Below are 16,263 nucleotides of genomic sequence, written 5' to 3' on the forward strand. Positions count from 1 at the left end.
ACGTGCTTTCAGAAAGGCAGAAGAACATCATGATAAGCGCAGCATTTCCCTATCAGAAAAAACAGCAGCAGATCTTAGGATTAGAGATGGCATATGTAGAAGAGGGTCAGGGCGATCCCATTGTCTTCCTGCATGGCAATCCCACCTCGTCTTATGCCTGGCGTAATATTCTCCCCCATGTACAGGGGTTGGGGCGCGTTATCGCCCCAGACCTCATCGGCATGGGCGATTCGCAGAAGCTGCCCGAGAGCGGCCCCGATTCCTACACCTTTGTCGAGCATCGCCGCTACCTCGATGCGCTGCTTGAAGCGCTGGATGTGCGCGAACGCGTCATCCTGGTTGGACATGACTGGGGCGCGGCCCTGGCCTTTGATTGGGCGCGTCGCCACCCGGAGGCCGTACGCGGCATCGTCTATATGGAAGCAGTTATCGGGACGTCCTCCTGGGCTCAGATGCCAGAGATCGCTCGCTCCCGCTTCCAGGCTCTACGAGGTCCAGCAGGCGAGCAGATGGTGCTGGAGCAGAACTCCTTCATCGAGTTCAACCTGCCCGCGACCGTTCTGCGTAAGTTGTCAGAGGAAGAGATGAACGAGTATCGTCGCCCCTTTGCCGAGCCGGGCGAGGCGCGCCGCCCCACGCTCACCTGGCCCCGCCAGCTTCCTATTGAGGGCGAGCCAGCCGATGTCACCGAGATCGTCACCGCCTCTGGCCAGTGGCTCTCCCAGAGCCTTGTCCCCAAGCTACTGATACAGGCCGTTCCAGGAACGCAAGGCTCAGATCAGACTGCGTTCAACCGTATCTGGCCCGCTCAAAGCGAGGTGCACGTGCGCGGCCACCACACTCCCCAGGAGGACTCGCCCGACGAGATCGGCCAGGCCATCGCTAGCTGGCTCCAAAAGCTGGGCTAGCCATCACTCATTATTAATTTCTGTCAAATACACACTAAACATAGGAGAAATTTCATGAAGACCATTCTTTGGGCAACCTTGACCGCTAACGGAAACTATGCGCAGTCCAGTCCTGAGCATCCACCCAAAATGGAGGCCCTGGGTGACTTTGCGGCACAGGCGAAAGCCGCAGGAAACTTCATCGTCGGACGTCGCACCTTTGAGGGCATGCAGGCAAGCGGTGGCGGTGCCTTTGGTGAGATCGACATCGTAGTGATTTCGAAGAGCGTCAAAGACATCCCTGGTGTTAAGGTTGTGGCCTCCCCTCAGGAAGCCCTTGGCTACCTGCAAGGGAAAGGCCATACTACCGCCCTGCTTTCGGGTGGCGCGGATCTGCACAATGCCTTTCTCGGTCAGGGACTTGTCGACGAGGTCATCTTTAACGTCGCCCCTGTAATGGAGGGCAAGGGACTCAATCTCTTGCTCGACCAGGACCACTACCAGTACCAGGATGTGCAGTTGTTGGACTGCAAACCCCTCGGGGGTGGCGTCATCCAACTGCGCTACGCCTTAGGCCAAGAATAAAGCCATTCGATACAAAGGCAGCTACTGAGGGGCCGCATCTTGCGGTCTCAGTAGCTGCCTTTCTTGTTTGCGCAAGATTGGAGTAGTTTTATGGGCTTTTGGTAGGTTATGATGTTGGCGAGGCGGAATATCGATGAGAAAGGAATAGATCTAAAGATGGAACACCAGGATCAACAAAATAATGATCTGCCAGCAGAGCTGTCTGAGCCAGCGCGCCGGGCGCTTCTTGGAGCAGGCTATAGACATCTTGGCCAGCTTACAAAGGTAAGGTCAGCAGAAATTAAACGGCTGCATGGTGTTGGGCCAAAGACGATTACGCAACTGCGTCACGCCCTTAGCCAGCTTGGCCTGTCCTTCGCGGACGAGGCGAGCTAATGATAGGGGGGACGACGCTGCTAAAGCACGCGTCATATGTAGACGCGTGCTTTAGCAGCGTCGTCCCAGCCGTTATAACTACTATACATAGGCTGATTGGCTCTGCTGAAGCTGAGCGTAGTCGACGCCGGTCAGTTCGACGGAGGCATCCCAGAGGCGCTCGGCTGTGGGGTGGTCGTACTCGCGCCGGGCTTTGGTCTCGACGCGGGGATGACCACGCATACCTGAGAAGCCGCCTGGTCCGACCAGCTCACCACCGTGAATATCGGGCGAAAGGCCCGCGTAGAGCTGGGGTAGTGCTCCCATGGCCGCGGGCTGTCCCACAAACGCCCCAAATTTCTCGTAGAACCAGAGCTCAAGATTGGAGTTGCTGAGCGTGGCGCTGGTCGATTGCAAATTGGTGTGCGCGTAGCCGGGATGGGCTGCGACGCTGATAGTCTCCGTGCCTATGGCGGCGAGGCGACGCTGCAACTCAAAGGCGAAGAGCAGGTTAGCACGTTTGCTCTGGCCATAGGCAGACCAGCGTGTATAGCCCTTCTGGCCCTGGAGATCAGTCAGGTTGACGCGCCCCATGGCACGCGCCATGCTACTGGTAGTCACGACCCGGCTCTTTGGCGTGGCAAGCAAAAGTGGGAGCAGGAGGCCCGTCAACGCAAAATGCCCCAGATGGTTGGTACCAAACTGCATCTCAAAGCCATCTCTGGTCTCACGACGTGGAATGGCCATAACGCCAGCATTATTAAAGAGCAGATCCAGCCGCTGGTGCGCCTCCAGGAAGTTAGCGGCAAACTCGCGAATGGCGGCCTGTGATGCCAGGTCGAGCTGCATAAATTTGATAGACGCGTCAGGCATGCTTTGAAGAATTTCTTCGCGGGCCTTCTCTCCTCGCTCAGGGTTACGCGCAACCAGAATAACATGCGCCCCTTTAGCCGCCAGGGCCTGCACCGTCTCCCTGCCCAGGCCGCTATTGCCGCCCGTGACCAGCGCGACCTTCCCCCGCAAGTCTGGTATATCGTTTGTCGTCCACTGACTCAAGGTTTCTTCCCTCCAGAATAATAGTCTTTCCTGCTTAAATAGATGAAAGTAAATGCTTGCATGGGTATATCTCGGCCATATTGTACCATGCCCAATGAGCCACGTCCGCCAGGTATACCCACAGTAGCCGCGTACATAAGTAGCAAGCTGTTACAAAACAACGTTATTTGCGAATATACTGGCGAGATCTCAAATGTGGAGTAATGCATGCATCAACCAGCCCGGGCACAAGAACAGTCAATCGCGCTCTACCAGCGCTACGCGCCCGCCGTATTCGCCTACCTGATGCGCCAGGTTGGTTCGCGCGAGGATGCCGAAGACCTGTTACTGGAGGTATTTCTGGCCCTAGTCGAGAAAGGCCCAGCCCTACAAGAGGACGAGCATTTAGTGCGCGCCTATATCTGGTCCGTGGCGCACCACAAGGTGGCTGATCACTTCCGCCACTTCACCAGGCATCCCAGCATTCCCCTGGCGAACGTCGAGGAGATGCTCTATGAGCGCGATGAGCGACAGCCAGAGCAGGTCGCCCTGCGCCGCGAGGAGTACGCGCAGCTCTATACGCTCATGCGAGAGCTACCGGAGCCACAGCGCGAGATTCTGCAATTACGCTTTGGACATGAGCTAAGTTATAGCGAGATCGCGCAGATTGTCGCCAAGAGCGAGGCCGCTGTCCGCATGATTCTGCATCGCGCGCTCAAGGTCTTGCGCGGCGCCTACAGTGGAAAAGAGACAGGAAGGAGCAGGTAATGCCCGACAACGAACAGGACCTCTTCACAACTTGGGAACCCAGCGAGTATAACCTGCTCGAAGACGTACAGCGCAGCTATCTCCCCTATGCCCATGCCAACAGGGAATCGCTCTGGCGCGTCCAGGAACGCCTGGAGGCACGCTTGCAGCAGCCGCAACAGGAAAAAAGAACCAGCTCCATCAAGGAGTTACCTATACAACGAAAAAGGAAAACTATCATGGATGTTTCATCTAAGAAGGCGGGTTGGAGCCGCCTGACACGTGTGCTAAGCTCTATTGCCACCGTGCTCATTGTCTCCGCGCTTGTTGGCGGCGCGCTTCTTCTCTTCGGGCCAAAGCACCAGTCAGCAATAGTTGGTTCGAAAGCTCCCATACCAACCGCCATCGCCACGCATATTCCTGATCCCGGTCCCCCGAGGTTGGTCCTGGCGCGAGCATTATCACTTCCGCCACCACTACATCGCGCGTCGATCCTAATAGTCTTATCGCCCTGGACAAGCGCCAGGCCTTCGCCCGTGGAACCATCTTTTATGTGACCTTTAACATCTCGACCAAGAAAGAAGCGGGAAAGATGGTGATGAAGATATTCACGGATGGCATTCAGGAAAAGGAGCAAGAGAACCCTATTGAGGCCAACCAGAACAAGCATGGGTATATTAGCCTCAGCTATTCGGTCGCCCTCTCCGGGAAGATCGAGTTGTACTGGAATGACCAGCTCGCCTACCGCCTCTACTTCGCGGTGAGGTAGCCCGCTACATGGTACACGGCTACTCCCCTCTGGAGGAGTAGCCGTGTACCATGTGCCCTTTAGGGTAGCCAGTAGCGGTTATGGCCCAGGAGAAGGTGGCAGATTCGCCAATTGGAGGCTCAAGAGGTGAAATAGGGGGTTGTTCTTGCATGCTTTATCCTTCTATTATATAAATATACAAGAGAGAGGGTCATACGTAGCGCTAACACACTACAGGCTTTTTAAGCGCACTGAATACATATATTATCACATCTTTTCCAACCGCTAAATCAGTTAGGTATGCAACAGTAAGAAGCGAGAAGAATTCATGCCTACTATTCGCTTAGAAACCTACATTGAGGCGCCAGCGGAGCGCTGCTTTGATCTTTCGCTTAATGTTGACGCGCATAGTCACTCTGTAGCCTATACCCATGAACGTCCAATCGCTGGCGTGACGACAGGAGTCATGAAGCTAGGTGACACCGTGACCTGGGAGGCTGTCCATTTTGGCATCAAACAACATCTAACGTCAAAAATTACGGCCTATGAGCGGCCTCACCGTTTTGTCGATGAGATGCTTCAAGGAGCTTTTCAGGAAATGAAGCATATTCATGAGTTTGTTCCGCAACCCTCTGGAACACTTATGATAGATATTTTTACGTTCAGTGCCCCACTGGGCTTCCTTGGGCGCCTGACTGAAACACTCGTCCTCACCCGTTATATGAAAAATCTTCTCCTCTCCAGAAACCGCTATTTGAAGTCTGTTGCGGAAGCAGAATAGCCCGATACTGCCGCTTGCCTTGCCGCTGGTGATATGCAGGCGCCAGCATCCGGGGCTGAGTTGGTTATTCAGATGGCTGTATGTTCGCCTATACACTCGCGGCTGGGATGGGGTTGAGGCTGATAGCGCGCAGGCGTGCGTAAGCGCTTATAGCCTGCAACAATAAGATAGGATATGGAGGAGAGCGCGGCAATATAGAAGCTGACTGGCCAGTGTCCCACCAGAGCCAGGAGCAATCCCGCCCAGGTAAAGAGCAGCCCCAGGAGAATCGAGAGAAGCAAGGCTATCATAGGCCGATTAGTCAACTGGTGCGCGACCGCGGCAGGTACAATTAAGAGCGCGAAGACCAGCAGGACTCCCACGACCTGCACAGCCTCCGAGACCGTAATGGCGATAAGCAGGAGAAAAACGATGGAGAGCAGGCGTATCGGCACGCCCCGTGCCTGCGCGACATCGGGATCAATCGAGCTAAACATCAGGGGGCGGAAGATGGCCGCCAGAATGATCAGGGCAATGGTGCCCGAGATCAGCGTCACCAGGACATCGCTCGTCGAGACGCTTAAAAGCGAGCCAAAGAGCACACCAACCGTCTGAGTTGCATACTGGGTATACAGGTTCAGAAAGAGCACGCCCAGTCCGAGGGCGAAGGAGAGCACCATCCCGGTCTCGATATCGCGACCGTGCAGGCGCTTATCAAAGATGCCCATCCCGAGGGCTGCCAGGACCGTAAAGAGGAACATACCCATAAGAGAGCTGAGCCCGAGCAGAGCCGCGCCCGTGGCCCCCGCAAAACCGACATGGGAGAGCGCATGGCCCGCGAAGGACTGCGAGCGCAGGACCACAAAATAGCCAATAACTGCCGTAATGATGGCGACGGCCGTTCCCGCCAGGAAGGCGTTACGCACAAATTCCTGGTTCTGATAGAGCTGAAACAATTGAAGTAGTGCTGACATCTTGTTCTCCCCTCACAGCCCGACGCTGCTAAAGCACGCGTCTACATATCGCGCCATGATATGTAGACGCGTGCTTTAGCAGCGTCGGATCATACACGGCTTTAATGTAATGAACCGCTAAACTGCATCTCGGCTGCGTGCTCGTCACTTGCCAACGACTCCTCTAGAGCGTCTTCGCGCCCATGTTTCCCTAGCCAGAGCGGCGAGAGCAGGCGTACTGGTAGGTAGACGATGAAGGCCAGGGCCGTGATAAAGAAGCTGACAGGCCACGGCGTCAGAGCCGCCAGGAAGATGGCCAGCCAGGTATAGCCTACGCTCAGGAGACAGGCCAGGAGGATCGCCTTGACGGGCGAATGCACGATGCGGATGGCCGTCGCGGCAGGCCCCACTAGCAAAGTAAAGATCAGGAGGATGCCCACAACTTTGACGGAGATCGAGATGGTGATGGCCACTATAATAAGGAAGAGCACACCCAGCAGGCGTACCGGAACGCCTCGCGTTTGTGCGACTTCAGGATCGAACGAGCTAAAGAGCAGGGGTCTGAAGAGCAGAGCAATGAGTGCCAGGCAGAGTAGGCAGAAGAGGACATTGGTCTGTACATCGAACTGACTAATTCCCAGAATAGTACCAAAGAGAATGCTGTAGGCGCGTTCAGCGTATCCTTTATAGAGTGAGAGGAAGAGGATACCAAGCGCCAGGGCCAGGGTCATAATGACGCCAATGGCCACATCTCGCTCACGTAACTCCTTGCCCAGAAGACCAATGCCGATGCCCGAGCCAACCGTAAAGGCAAGCAGCCCGAAGATGGGATCAATCCCGAGTAAGACGGCTCCTGCGGCCCCCGCGAAACCAATATGAGAGAGTGCGTGGCCCGCAAAGGTCAGACCGCGTACAACCAGGAAATATCCCACAAGCGCAGCCATGATCGCGACGCAGGTTCCAGCCAGGAAGGCATTCTGGATAAAAGCATAGGTGAATATATCAAGCATGGTTTGTAGCAGGCCCTTTCCTTGCCAACCTATCCCCGAAACTGCGCCTTCTGTACCAGCGCACATATAAATTGATACTGTGTATCGTTTGCTACAGCATAGCATAGAGTTCAAAGCGCTGTCAACATAGTGATATCGTGTCTCAACATACCTCTCGCGCTTACGGTGGTCACTGGGGTAGTGAATATGGTGTGTGCTGGTGGCCGCAGGCCACCAGCACACACCATATTCACGGCCCAAATTAAGGGGAATATTTGTCAGAGTGTAACAAAATTGGCTTTCGTGCGACTATATAAATGAGGTGTGTTTCGCGAGGAGATGGCGGGAACTGATACTGTGGGCACTAGCGGTTCTTTGTCTATCTTCTCCATGCCCTCCTTTTTCCCCTTCCTTAGGAACTACTCCTTATCCTTCCTCCACAGCACCCGCGGTGCTCCGCAAAGGATGAGAGTCTGTGGCGACGGCTGGCGAAGTCAACCGTCGCCACAGACTCTCATCCGGCGGTTTTTATAAGCAATGATAGGCAGGAAAGTTGTCCCCAAATCAGACAGTTTACTCCTCTTTTTTGTGCTATAGTGGGGGATACAGCATTTACCGATGAAATACAGGAGGGGTGAGGTGGAACAAGAAATCCTCGCTATTTACGACGAACAGAGGCAACCCCTGGGGACACTGCCGCGGGCCGTGGTCCATCAGCAGGGACACTGGCATGAGACTTTCCATTGCTGGTTTTTTCACCAGGAGGGCGCGCACACGTATCTTCTCTTTCAGCGGCGAGCGGCCTCAAAGAAAGATTTTCCCCTCAAACTCGATATTACGGCCGCGGGTCACTTGCTCGCGGGCGAGACGGTCAGGGATGGGGTTCGCGAGGTCGCGGAGGAGGTGGGAGTAACGGTTACGTACCATGAGTTGCTCCCTGTTGGAGTCATCCCGAGCACGATTGAAATTGATCAGTTTATTGATCGCGAGTTTTGCCATGTCTATCTGTATCATTACCAGGCACCAACTCCACGTTTTCTTCTGCAACAGGAAGAGGTTGCGGACATGATCGCGGTAGAATCCACACAGCTCGAAGCTCTCTTCCAGGGGAATACCAGTGCGATTGAGGGGCGAAGTTGTCTCTACTCATTTACTGAAGGACCCGTCGTCGAGATAGAGACACAGGATCTCTGCCCCCATTCGCCAACATACGCAAAGCAATTGATGCAAGCGCTTCATCGCTATACAGGCTGCTAGATGCGAAACCTCTTGCCACGGATGTTCGTGCTATTGCTATTGCATTGCATTGCATTGCAGGATCCTTAGACGGATCGAAGAAATAGTCCGTTAGCTCAGCAGTCGCTTCCCACATCCAGTCTGGATCAGCAAGAAGAGTATAATAAGGAAAAGCCAAATATGTCAAGTATTATTGCACTAGGGGATGTGGGGCGTGGCAGAGGAGGACGGCTCCCCTCTTTCTACCGGAGATCCATGGTGGATAGGGATGGCATGGAAGAGCTAACATGTGCCAGGTGCCACACAGAAACGAATACGAGGAAATAATGGGCAGTTCAGATGCTTCTCAAGCACGCAATATACACCAATATCCGCAGCATTCTCAAGAGAAGTTAGCGCTTCAGGCGGAGATAGAGCCTGCTGTCCAGGGAGCAGAAAGCGGCTCGCCACCCGAGGCAGAGACGATCCAGCAACTAGAGCAGGCCCTGCTCAAAACGCGTAAACGCTTCGATTCCTTTATCAGTGCCGCTGGGCACGAACTACGCACTCCCCTGACCACGATCAAAGGCAATGCCCAGCTTGCCCTGCGACGTCTGGAGAAACTTCGGCGTAAGGTCGGACAACAGGAACAGATCGACGCGTCCGCCCTTGGCGCTGATCTCGAACGGCTTCAGCAGCCGCTTGACTACATTGTCTACCGCGTAAACGAGCAGGATAAAATGATTAGCGATCTCCTGGATGTCTCACGCGTTCAGTCAGGCAAGATCTCTATCGTCATGCGCCCCTGCAACCTGGTACAGATTGTACAGAATGCGGTTCAGAATATGCATGAGATGAATCGTGTAATTGACTTGACAGTGCCAGAGGAGGAGTCCCAAATTGCCATTCACGCCGACCCTGAACGTGTGGAGCAAGCCCTGAATGCCTTGCTGAGTAACGCGATGAAATACTCCATGCCAGATCGACCGGTCAAAGTGTTGCTGACCATAGAAGAGAGAGAGGCATCACGCATGGCCCAGGTCCAGGTTCAGGACTACGGCACTGGTATTCCTGCGGATGAACTGGACAATATCTGGGATATCTCCTATCGCGTCAAAGGGATTGAGGTACAGGATGGCTCCTCCGTAGGCCTGGGCCTGGGCCTCTTCCTCTTCCGCGCCCTTATTGAGCGCCAGCAGGGGGCAATAGGGGTACATAGCGTACCAGGCGAGGGATCACTTTTCTGGTTTACCTTGCCCCTGGCCCAGCAGGAAAGCTAAGTCTCCTCGATCAAAGGTCATAACATAAAACAAGGAGAAATCTATGCCGAGAGCGAGCGTTGAACCGTTGCCAATTCCCGGTCATTTTGCTACCAGGCCTTTCTGTACCAATCAAGGGCATTTCCTGAGCTTTTCTGCTTCAGAAACGGTTGAAATGCTGGCTTCTGCTCAAAGTATCAATGTGCGTGCCAAAGGCCATTTTTCGATTCAGACCCTGACTCGGAACTCGGCCCTGCTGTATTTCTTCGGCATAAAAGTGTATGAGCCTCTGGATGCGACTTATAGCACGCCTATCCAGACCCTTGCTTCGTTCAACGCGACAGTTACATGCGAACAAGGAGTCTTCGCCTTCAAAAAGCAAAAATTTATGGGGAATGGAAATGAAAACTGGGAGGAGGATTCCTGGCCATGCTTGCTTTACCATGCGCGCTATGTATTTGAACCTGACCCGCTCTATCCACTAATCGCGAACAATCCCGCAAACCTGCCAGAAGGACAAACGCCTGGCCCGGCCCATTACTATCGTCCTGGCAATCAGCAGGAACTTACCAGGAGAGAATTGCTTCATATGGGTATCTCGCCTGTCGACGAACCCTGTTTGGAAAAGTAGTCATCCACAAAAAATTTGTAACACCGCTCCATTGCTTGAACGTGTTAGCACAGTGACCGGGACATACGACGATGTGTAATGCAGAGTGGTCACATGCAAAGGAGAAAACTGCATGTTTTTTCACGTTCAAAAGCTGATCAATGAGATCGTTCCCGACGAGCCTGATCCCGCTGCGGCAAATGCATTGCAGGAAGGTCTGGGCGGGCAATTTGGTGAGATGCGCACGATGATGCAGTACCTCTTCCAGAGCTTTAACTTCCGCGGCAAAGCCAAACCCTACCTCGATTTGATTCAGGGAGTCGGGATAGAGGAAATTAGCCATGTGGAGTTGATTGCGACCACCATCAACCGCCTGGTAGATGGCGCGCCTGGCTACAAGGCAAAAGGGGGCGTGTTCGATGCCACGACCCAAAACATGCCTGGACAAAATGGTTCCACGCCTTTAAATATAGCCCTGCACCAGGGAAATATTCACCACTTCCTGGTGGCCTCACAGGGTGCGATGCCTATTGATGCCGCGGGCAATCCCTGGTCTGGCTCATATGTCTACAATAGTGGAAATCTCACGCTCGATCTCATCTACAATTTGATGTTAGAGGCAACGGGGCGTTTACAGAAATGCCGCCTCTATGAAATGACCGATAATAAGACGGCACGCTCCACCATCTCTTACCTGATTGTACGCGATCACGCGCATGAGAACGTTTACGCCAAGGCCCTGGAATCGCTGGGTATCAACTGGGGGAAAGTCCTTCCCATCCCAAACTTCGATGCCACCAAGTTTCCCGAAGTACGCACGCTTATGGAGAAGGGCCTTCATAATCAGCAGTATCACTGGCGGCTTGATGGCTCTGAGATGGCTAAAATCTTTCAGGGGCAGGCACCTTCTGTTACCGGCGGACCACTGGAGGTACCCGAGAAACCACCTGAAGGTGTCCCTTTTACGCCCGGTCCTGAGCGCCCAGAAGAGTTCTCTCCCGGCTTGACACCTGAGATTATGGAACTGGTTGAGCAGGTGAGTAAGTTGAAGTAAGACAACCTCCGTCCTTTAGTATATACTAGAGACTATTCTGGCTCTGTTTGATTACAGTGATCGGAATAGTCTCTTTGTGTAAGCGGTTAATCCCCATATACAATTATCAATAGAAGAACTGTCAATATAGAACTATCAGGAAAGGCCTACACCATGTCAGTAGCAGAGAGTAAAAAAATGGTGCTTGCGCTCTACAAGGCTTTCAATGAAAAAGACCTGGCAGGGATAGAGCAGGTCTTCGCCGAAAGTTTTGTGGACCACTCAACGCCTGAGCAGACTGTGGGGCCAGAAGGCGTGCGGGCGTATTTTGCAACATTATATGATGCGATTCCTGATTTGCGTATCACTATCGATGACCTGGTCGCCGAGGGCGACAGAGTTGTGATACGCACAAGCTGGCGGGGCACGCATGCCGAGAGCAAGAAAGCGGTGTATCGAAGCATGATCCAGATCTTCCATGTCAATCAGGGGAAAATTCAGGGGGAGTGGAATGAGGGCGGAGATTTGCTCCCAAAAGATTGACATCGGTCACCTTGCAAGGTATACCATAGCAAGAGATCAGAGATATTTATCTGCACTCCAAGGAGGGGGCAATGACCAAACCATTATCCGTGCGTGCTCAAAGTACCGGTACCAGCACCTTTACCATTGACTCTGGCAGCAAGCATCGCATCGTTTTAAGTTCAGTAGAAGAAGACCAGGGTCCCAGCCCCATGGAGGCGCTACTCGGGGCGCTTGCTGGCTGCGCTGGCATTGGCATCCTCTCGATTCTGCGTAAGATGCGTCAAGATGTCACCCATTATGAGATTCGCGTCCATGGCGAGCGTGCCGAGCAAGATCCTAAGATATTTACCGATATTACCGTCGAGCATATCTTTACCGGCACCAATTTGCGCCCGGAGAGCATCCAGCGCGCCATTGAGCTGGATACGACCAACTACTGCGGCGTCAATATCATGCTTGGAAAGAGTGCCGCAATCAAGCACACCTTTCAAATTCACAAGGCATCTGAGCCAGAGGCGCAGCTTCCTACGCTATGATTTTTTGACCAAGAAGAGAACATATGCCTTCTCCAATAGCTAACGGCAAACGTGCTGTGCTGTTGCCATACTGTTGTCACTCGCTTATGGCATACTTACACTATCAAGAATGCATAACGAGAAAAGGGCAAGGAGAAGGCTAGCATGTCATCCATCACCACCATTGAAGGTACACTTACTCCCCGTGCGCCATTTAGCTTCAGCAAGACTCTGCAATTTGTGGGCGACTTTACTCCGACCGAAGGCGAGCAAACGGTCACGACCAACAGCATAACCAAGGCAATCACCCTTCATGGTCGCGCAGTGGCCTTTCAAGTATGTGACCTTGGCGTTGAAGAGCCTCGCCTCGCGTATACGCTTTTCACGGAGCAGCCACTGAGCGACGCTGAGCACGAAGCTCTCAGAGATCGTATCAGTTTCTTTCTCAGCCTAAATGATGATCTGCACGCGTTCTACACAATTGGGCGAGCTGATCCCTCCTTTGAGCTACTCATCGATGCACTCTATGGGCTTCACCAACCCAAGTTTCTTACCCCCTTTGAAATTGCCTGCTGGTCTGTGCTGACACAACGCAACCCGATAGCGATGGCACACCGTACCAAGAGGGCATTGGCGAAACGCTGGGGCACCAGCATTATGTTGCCTGATAGTCGTACCTATCACGCCTTCCCCGAAGCAGGGCAACTGGCCAGGATGAGCATAGACGAGTTAGCGGCGGTTGTACACAATACGCGCAAGGCAGAATACCTGTACGCCGTCATCCAATTTTTCCACGAAGCAGATGAGCAGTATCTACGCAACGGAGACTACGATGAGGTCGCCACAAGCATCCGCTCCATTCGTGGTATTGGCGAGTGGTCAGCCTACTTTATCCTGATCCGTGGGCTGGGGCGGATAGAGCGCACTACGCTCTCCGGCAAAGAGATTCTACACGCGGCTTCTAAGATCTACCAGCGAGAGATGATGCCTGCCGAACTCCAGCGCATCGCTGAGACCTATGGTTCGTATCAAGGCTACTGGTCCTTTTACATGCGCGCAGCTAATGTAGTTGCTCCTATGATCATGAGCAGGTAGAAGCGCATCACACCGGTTCCGTGCTTATATATGATGTGGACTGCCAGCCTGTGGCTGGCAGTCCACATCATATATACACCTGTCCAAAGGGACTAAGGCTTTCTGTCCTCTTGCACAATCCGCAGCGCATCTTTTTCAGGTACAGTACGAGCAGAGAAAACAAAGAACGTACGACTGAAAGGGAGAAACTCGCATGCCACATACACAAACCGCTCTGATTACGGGAGCTTCAAGAGGACTAGGCCTGGCGTTAGCTCGTCAGCTTGCGAAAGAGCAGTGGAACCTGATTATTGATGCGCGTGGAGATGAGGCTCTGGAGGCTGCTCGCCAGGAGCTTGCGCGCGCGACGCAGGTAATCGCTATCGCTGGAGATATCACAGACGCTACACATCGCCAGGCGCTCGCCGACGCGCTACACACAATTGGTTCTCTCGATGTCCTCGTCAACAATGCCAGCATCCTGGGACCCAGCCCTCAACCTCAACTGTTGCAGTATCCACTTGAGACGCTGGAACAGGTCTACCGCACCAATGTCATCGCACCCCTGGCACTATTGCAAACGCTCCAGCCTTCTTTACAGCCAGGGGCCAGGATTCTCAATATCACCAGTGATGCCGCCATCGAGAATTACGCGGGCTGGGGTGGCTATGGCTCAAGCAAGGCTGCGTTGGAGCAACTCTCACATATCCTGGCGGCTGAGCAGGAAGCCTGGCGTGTCTACTGGGTCGATCCCGGCGATATGCGCACCCAGATGCACCAGGAGGCCTTCCCAGGTGAGGACATCTCTGATCGCCCGCTGCCAGAGGAGAGCGTCCCGGGCCTGCTTCAACTCATCAAGGGCGACTATCCCAGTGGTCGCTATCAGGCACGTGCCCTGCCAGGGAAGGACGCACACTCATGACCAGCTTACCCATCCGGACAGCGTTAGACGCATCGCTTGATTTCGTGCTACCAGCCGAGCTTGAGGCGACCAGGCCGCCTGAGGCTCGCGGCCTGGCGCGCGACGAGGTGCGCCTGATGGTCTCGTATCGCGCCAATGACCATATTCTTCATGACCGCTTCCGTGAAATAGAGCACTTTCTGGAGCCAGGCAACCTGCTGGTCGTCAATACCAGCGGAACGATGAATGCCGCGCTCAGCGCGACCCGCGCGGACGGCACTCCCTTGGAAGTCCACCTCTCGACACATTTGCCCGCCAATCTGTGGATCGTTGAGGTTCGCCTCAAACGGGAAGAGCAAACGTTCCCGTTCTCTGAGATGCGGGCTGGCGAACGGGTGCCGCTGCCAGGAGGAGCCTCGCTACACCTGCTCACGCCATACAGCGCCGGAGAAGGGAGGCTCCAACCAGCCAGGCAACGGCTCTGGATCGCGACCCTTGAGCTTGCTTCACCACTTCAGGAGTATCTCGCGCGCTATGGCTTCCCCATTCGCTATAACTATGTGCCCGAAGCCTGGCCGCTTGAGTACTATCAGACGGTCTACGCGACAGAGTATGGAAGTGCCGAGATGCCCTCGGCGGGGCGCGCCTTTACGCCTGAACTCATCGCGCGCCTGGTTGCTCACGGAATTCAGATTGTGCCCCTGCTGCTCCATACCGGCGTTTCGAGCCTGGAGGAGCATGAGCCACCATATGAAGAATACTATCGTGTGCCTGTAGAAACCGCCAGATCTATAAATGCTGCTCACATTAACCATAAACGTGTCGTCGCGGTGGGCACGACAGTTGTACGCGCTTTGGAGACCGTCACGGACGCGGATGGTGTCACGCATCCAGGGGAGGGATGGACACGCCTGGTGATCACGCCACAGCGTGGCCTGCGAGCGGTCAACGCCTTGCTTACTGGTCTACATGAGCCGCGTGCCTCGCACTTGCTTATGCTCGAAGCGCTGGCCGGTCGTGAGCATTTGCGGAAGACCTATGCCGCAGCGTTGCAAGAGCAATACCTCTGGCATGAGTTTGGCGACCTGCATCTCCTGCTGCCATAAGGCGGCAGGAGAGGAGTCCGGAACTGTGGGGGACGACATTGCGGGAGGGCTTTTTGGCTTCTCGATGCTCGGTAAAATGAAAAGAAAGTGGCATGCTAGCTACTGACACGATCACATCAGTTTCCAAGAAATCGAGGCACACGCAATGAAACGACAACCTCAATATATGCCAGGCGGAAATGTTCCGCCCTCCTTCGCGGCACAGCATCCCGCGACACGCCTGCCCGCTTTCTACGCCCGGGCCGTCACGACGCCGCAGCCACGTGTCTTTGCCCAGGCCGCCGAGTATGCGCGCTGGAGCCTGGTCTGGATCCAGCTCGTCTTGTTGCTGATTATTCCCGCGGCGCTGGGCCTGCTGCGTAGTGTGCTCAGAGATACCTCCAGCGGGATCGATACGCGCTCAAACGTCTTCTTTGGCTTTATGGATGTCCTGACCGTGGGCGCGACCATCGCGGCCTTTGGCCTCAAGGTCGTCTTTGTGCCACTCCTGTTCTTCGTGGGCGCGGCCCTGCAATACCTGCTGGCGCGGGCCTTTGGCGGTCATGGGCGCTTCGTCTCTCACTGCTTCGATATGCTGCTCTACCAGGTCCCGCTGGCGTTTATTGGCGCGCTCATTATCACTGTCTTTGTGGCACTGCACTTCTCAACACTTTTCTTTGCGCCTATTATCAGTGTCGCGCTCTTCTTCTATGGCGTCTTTGTTAACACCTCGGTTGTCATGGGCGTCCACGGGCTGAGCCGCGAGAAGTCGATTATAGCCGTGGCTATCCCCTACATCCTTGGCGTCATGGCAGTTTGTGGCCTGCTCGCCGTGCTCGCGCACTCTATCGCGAATATGCTACACATGGCACATTAAAATTTAGGATGTAAGGGCCTCGCCCTACAGGCCAATGCAAACGCCATAACGATGAACTCAAAACACGAATCCGCTCCTTATAATATATAGGTTATATAGAGGCTGGATAAA

Annotated in this window: 20 protein-coding genes; 17 read left to right on the forward strand and 3 right to left on the reverse strand. The window is 54.2% G+C overall.

Annotation, left to right across the window (positions count from 1 at the left end):
* The first annotated feature begins 29 nt into the window (after positions 1 to 29).
* From KTE_RS40160 to KTE_RS40170, 3 genes are all read left to right on the forward strand, one after another.
* Entirely contained in the window at positions 30 to 908 is an 879-nt protein-coding gene (locus tag KTE_RS40160) for a haloalkane dehalogenase (RefSeq protein ID WP_201391890.1), read from the forward strand.
* Positions 909 to 962: 54 nt separating this feature from the next.
* Positions 963 to 1,472: a dihydrofolate reductase family protein gene (locus tag KTE_RS40165; RefSeq protein ID WP_201391891.1), complete on the forward strand. Its 510-nt coding sequence runs from the start codon at positions 963 to 965 to the stop codon at positions 1,470 to 1,472.
* 156 nt (positions 1,473 to 1,628) lie between these two features.
* Entirely contained in the window at positions 1,629 to 1,847 is a 219-nt protein-coding gene (locus KTE_RS40170) for a DNA-binding protein (RefSeq protein ID WP_236600954.1), read from the forward strand.
* Positions 1,848 to 1,928: 81 nt separating this feature from the next.
* On the opposite strand, the gene KTE_RS40175 is transcribed toward KTE_RS40170, so the two are convergent.
* Positions 1,929 to 2,882 carry an oxidoreductase gene (locus KTE_RS40175; RefSeq protein ID WP_201391893.1) on the reverse strand — a complete coding sequence of 318 codons (954 nt, stop codon included), beginning with the start codon at positions 2,880 to 2,882 and terminating at the stop codon, positions 1,929 to 1,931.
* Between the two features lie 207 nt (positions 2,883 to 3,089).
* Between KTE_RS40175 and KTE_RS40180 the strand changes: the two genes are divergently transcribed.
* From KTE_RS40180 to KTE_RS40195, 4 genes are all read left to right on the forward strand, one after another.
* Complete coding sequence (locus tag KTE_RS40180) at positions 3,090 to 3,629, forward strand: RNA polymerase sigma factor (protein ID WP_201391895.1); 540 nt, start codon at positions 3,090 to 3,092, stop codon at positions 3,627 to 3,629.
* Entirely contained in the window at positions 3,629 to 4,165 is a 537-nt protein-coding gene (locus tag KTE_RS40185; protein ID WP_201391897.1) for a hypothetical protein, read from the forward strand. The genes KTE_RS40180 and KTE_RS40185 overlap by 1 nt, the downstream gene beginning before the upstream one ends.
* Before the next feature lie 35 nt (positions 4,166 to 4,200).
* Complete coding sequence (locus KTE_RS40190; RefSeq protein ID WP_201391898.1) at positions 4,201 to 4,377, forward strand: hypothetical protein; 177 nt, start codon at positions 4,201 to 4,203, stop codon at positions 4,375 to 4,377.
* A 307-nt stretch (positions 4,378 to 4,684) separates the two neighbouring features.
* A complete protein-coding gene (locus KTE_RS40195) occupies positions 4,685 to 5,137 on the forward strand; it encodes an SRPBCC family protein (protein WP_201391900.1) in 453 nt (150 codons plus the stop codon).
* A gap of 68 nt (positions 5,138 to 5,205) precedes the next feature.
* Here the strand turns inward: KTE_RS40195 and KTE_RS40200 are convergent, their stop codons facing one another.
* A complete protein-coding gene (locus KTE_RS40200; RefSeq protein ID WP_201391902.1) occupies positions 5,206 to 6,090 on the reverse strand; it encodes a metal ABC transporter permease in 885 nt (294 codons plus the stop codon).
* Between the two features lie 101 nt (positions 6,091 to 6,191).
* Complete coding sequence (locus tag KTE_RS40205; RefSeq protein WP_236600955.1) at positions 6,192 to 7,079, reverse strand: metal ABC transporter permease; 888 nt, start codon at positions 7,077 to 7,079, stop codon at positions 6,192 to 6,194.
* 618 nt (positions 7,080 to 7,697) lie between these two features.
* On the opposite strand from KTE_RS40205, the gene KTE_RS40210 reads away from it, so the two are divergent.
* The 10 genes from KTE_RS40210 (at position 7,698) to KTE_RS40255 (ending at position 16,152) form a co-directional block, all read left to right on the forward strand.
* Positions 7,698 to 8,315 carry an NUDIX domain-containing protein gene (locus KTE_RS40210; RefSeq protein ID WP_201391906.1) on the forward strand — a complete coding sequence of 206 codons (618 nt, stop codon included), beginning with the start codon at positions 7,698 to 7,700 and terminating at the stop codon, positions 8,313 to 8,315.
* Positions 8,316 to 8,620: 305 nt separating this feature from the next.
* Positions 8,621 to 9,553, forward strand: a complete 933-nt coding sequence (locus tag KTE_RS40215; RefSeq protein WP_201391908.1) for a sensor histidine kinase KdpD — start codon at positions 8,621 to 8,623, stop codon at positions 9,551 to 9,553.
* A gap of 43 nt (positions 9,554 to 9,596) precedes the next feature.
* Positions 9,597 to 10,163: a hypothetical protein gene (locus KTE_RS40220; protein WP_201391910.1), complete on the forward strand. Its 567-nt coding sequence runs from the start codon at positions 9,597 to 9,599 to the stop codon at positions 10,161 to 10,163.
* 112 nt (positions 10,164 to 10,275) lie between these two features.
* The gene (locus KTE_RS40225) at positions 10,276 to 11,196 is read left to right on the forward strand and encodes a manganese catalase family protein (RefSeq protein WP_201391912.1); all 921 of its coding nucleotides are present in this window, start codon (positions 10,276 to 10,278) and stop codon (positions 11,194 to 11,196) included.
* Between the two features lie 153 nt (positions 11,197 to 11,349).
* Positions 11,350 to 11,718, forward strand: a complete 369-nt coding sequence (locus tag KTE_RS40230; RefSeq protein WP_201391914.1) for an ester cyclase — start codon at positions 11,350 to 11,352, stop codon at positions 11,716 to 11,718.
* A 71-nt stretch (positions 11,719 to 11,789) separates the two neighbouring features.
* Complete coding sequence (locus KTE_RS40235) at positions 11,790 to 12,236, forward strand: OsmC family protein (RefSeq protein WP_201391916.1); 447 nt, start codon at positions 11,790 to 11,792, stop codon at positions 12,234 to 12,236.
* A 144-nt stretch (positions 12,237 to 12,380) separates the two neighbouring features.
* Positions 12,381 to 13,310 carry a DNA-3-methyladenine glycosylase gene (locus KTE_RS40240; protein ID WP_201391918.1) on the forward strand — a complete coding sequence of 310 codons (930 nt, stop codon included), beginning with the start codon at positions 12,381 to 12,383 and terminating at the stop codon, positions 13,308 to 13,310.
* A 193-nt stretch (positions 13,311 to 13,503) separates the two neighbouring features.
* Positions 13,504 to 14,211 carry an SDR family oxidoreductase gene (locus KTE_RS40245; protein ID WP_201391920.1) on the forward strand — a complete coding sequence of 236 codons (708 nt, stop codon included), beginning with the start codon at positions 13,504 to 13,506 and terminating at the stop codon, positions 14,209 to 14,211.
* Complete coding sequence (locus KTE_RS40250; protein WP_201391922.1) at positions 14,208 to 15,296, forward strand: S-adenosylmethionine:tRNA ribosyltransferase-isomerase; 1,089 nt, start codon at positions 14,208 to 14,210, stop codon at positions 15,294 to 15,296. The genes KTE_RS40245 and KTE_RS40250 overlap by 4 nt, the downstream gene beginning before the upstream one ends.
* A 145-nt stretch (positions 15,297 to 15,441) precedes the next feature.
* Positions 15,442 to 16,152, forward strand: coding sequence for a YIP1 family protein (locus KTE_RS40255; protein WP_201391924.1), 711 nt, complete (start codon positions 15,442 to 15,444; stop codon positions 16,150 to 16,152).
* Positions 16,153 to 16,263: the final 111 nt, after the last annotated feature.

Origin of the sequence: Ktedonobacter sp. SOSP1-85, assembly GCF_016587415.1 — a bacterium.
In the GTDB taxonomy this organism is placed as follows: domain Bacteria; phylum Chloroflexota; class Ktedonobacteria; order Ktedonobacterales; family Ktedonobacteraceae; genus Ktedonobacter.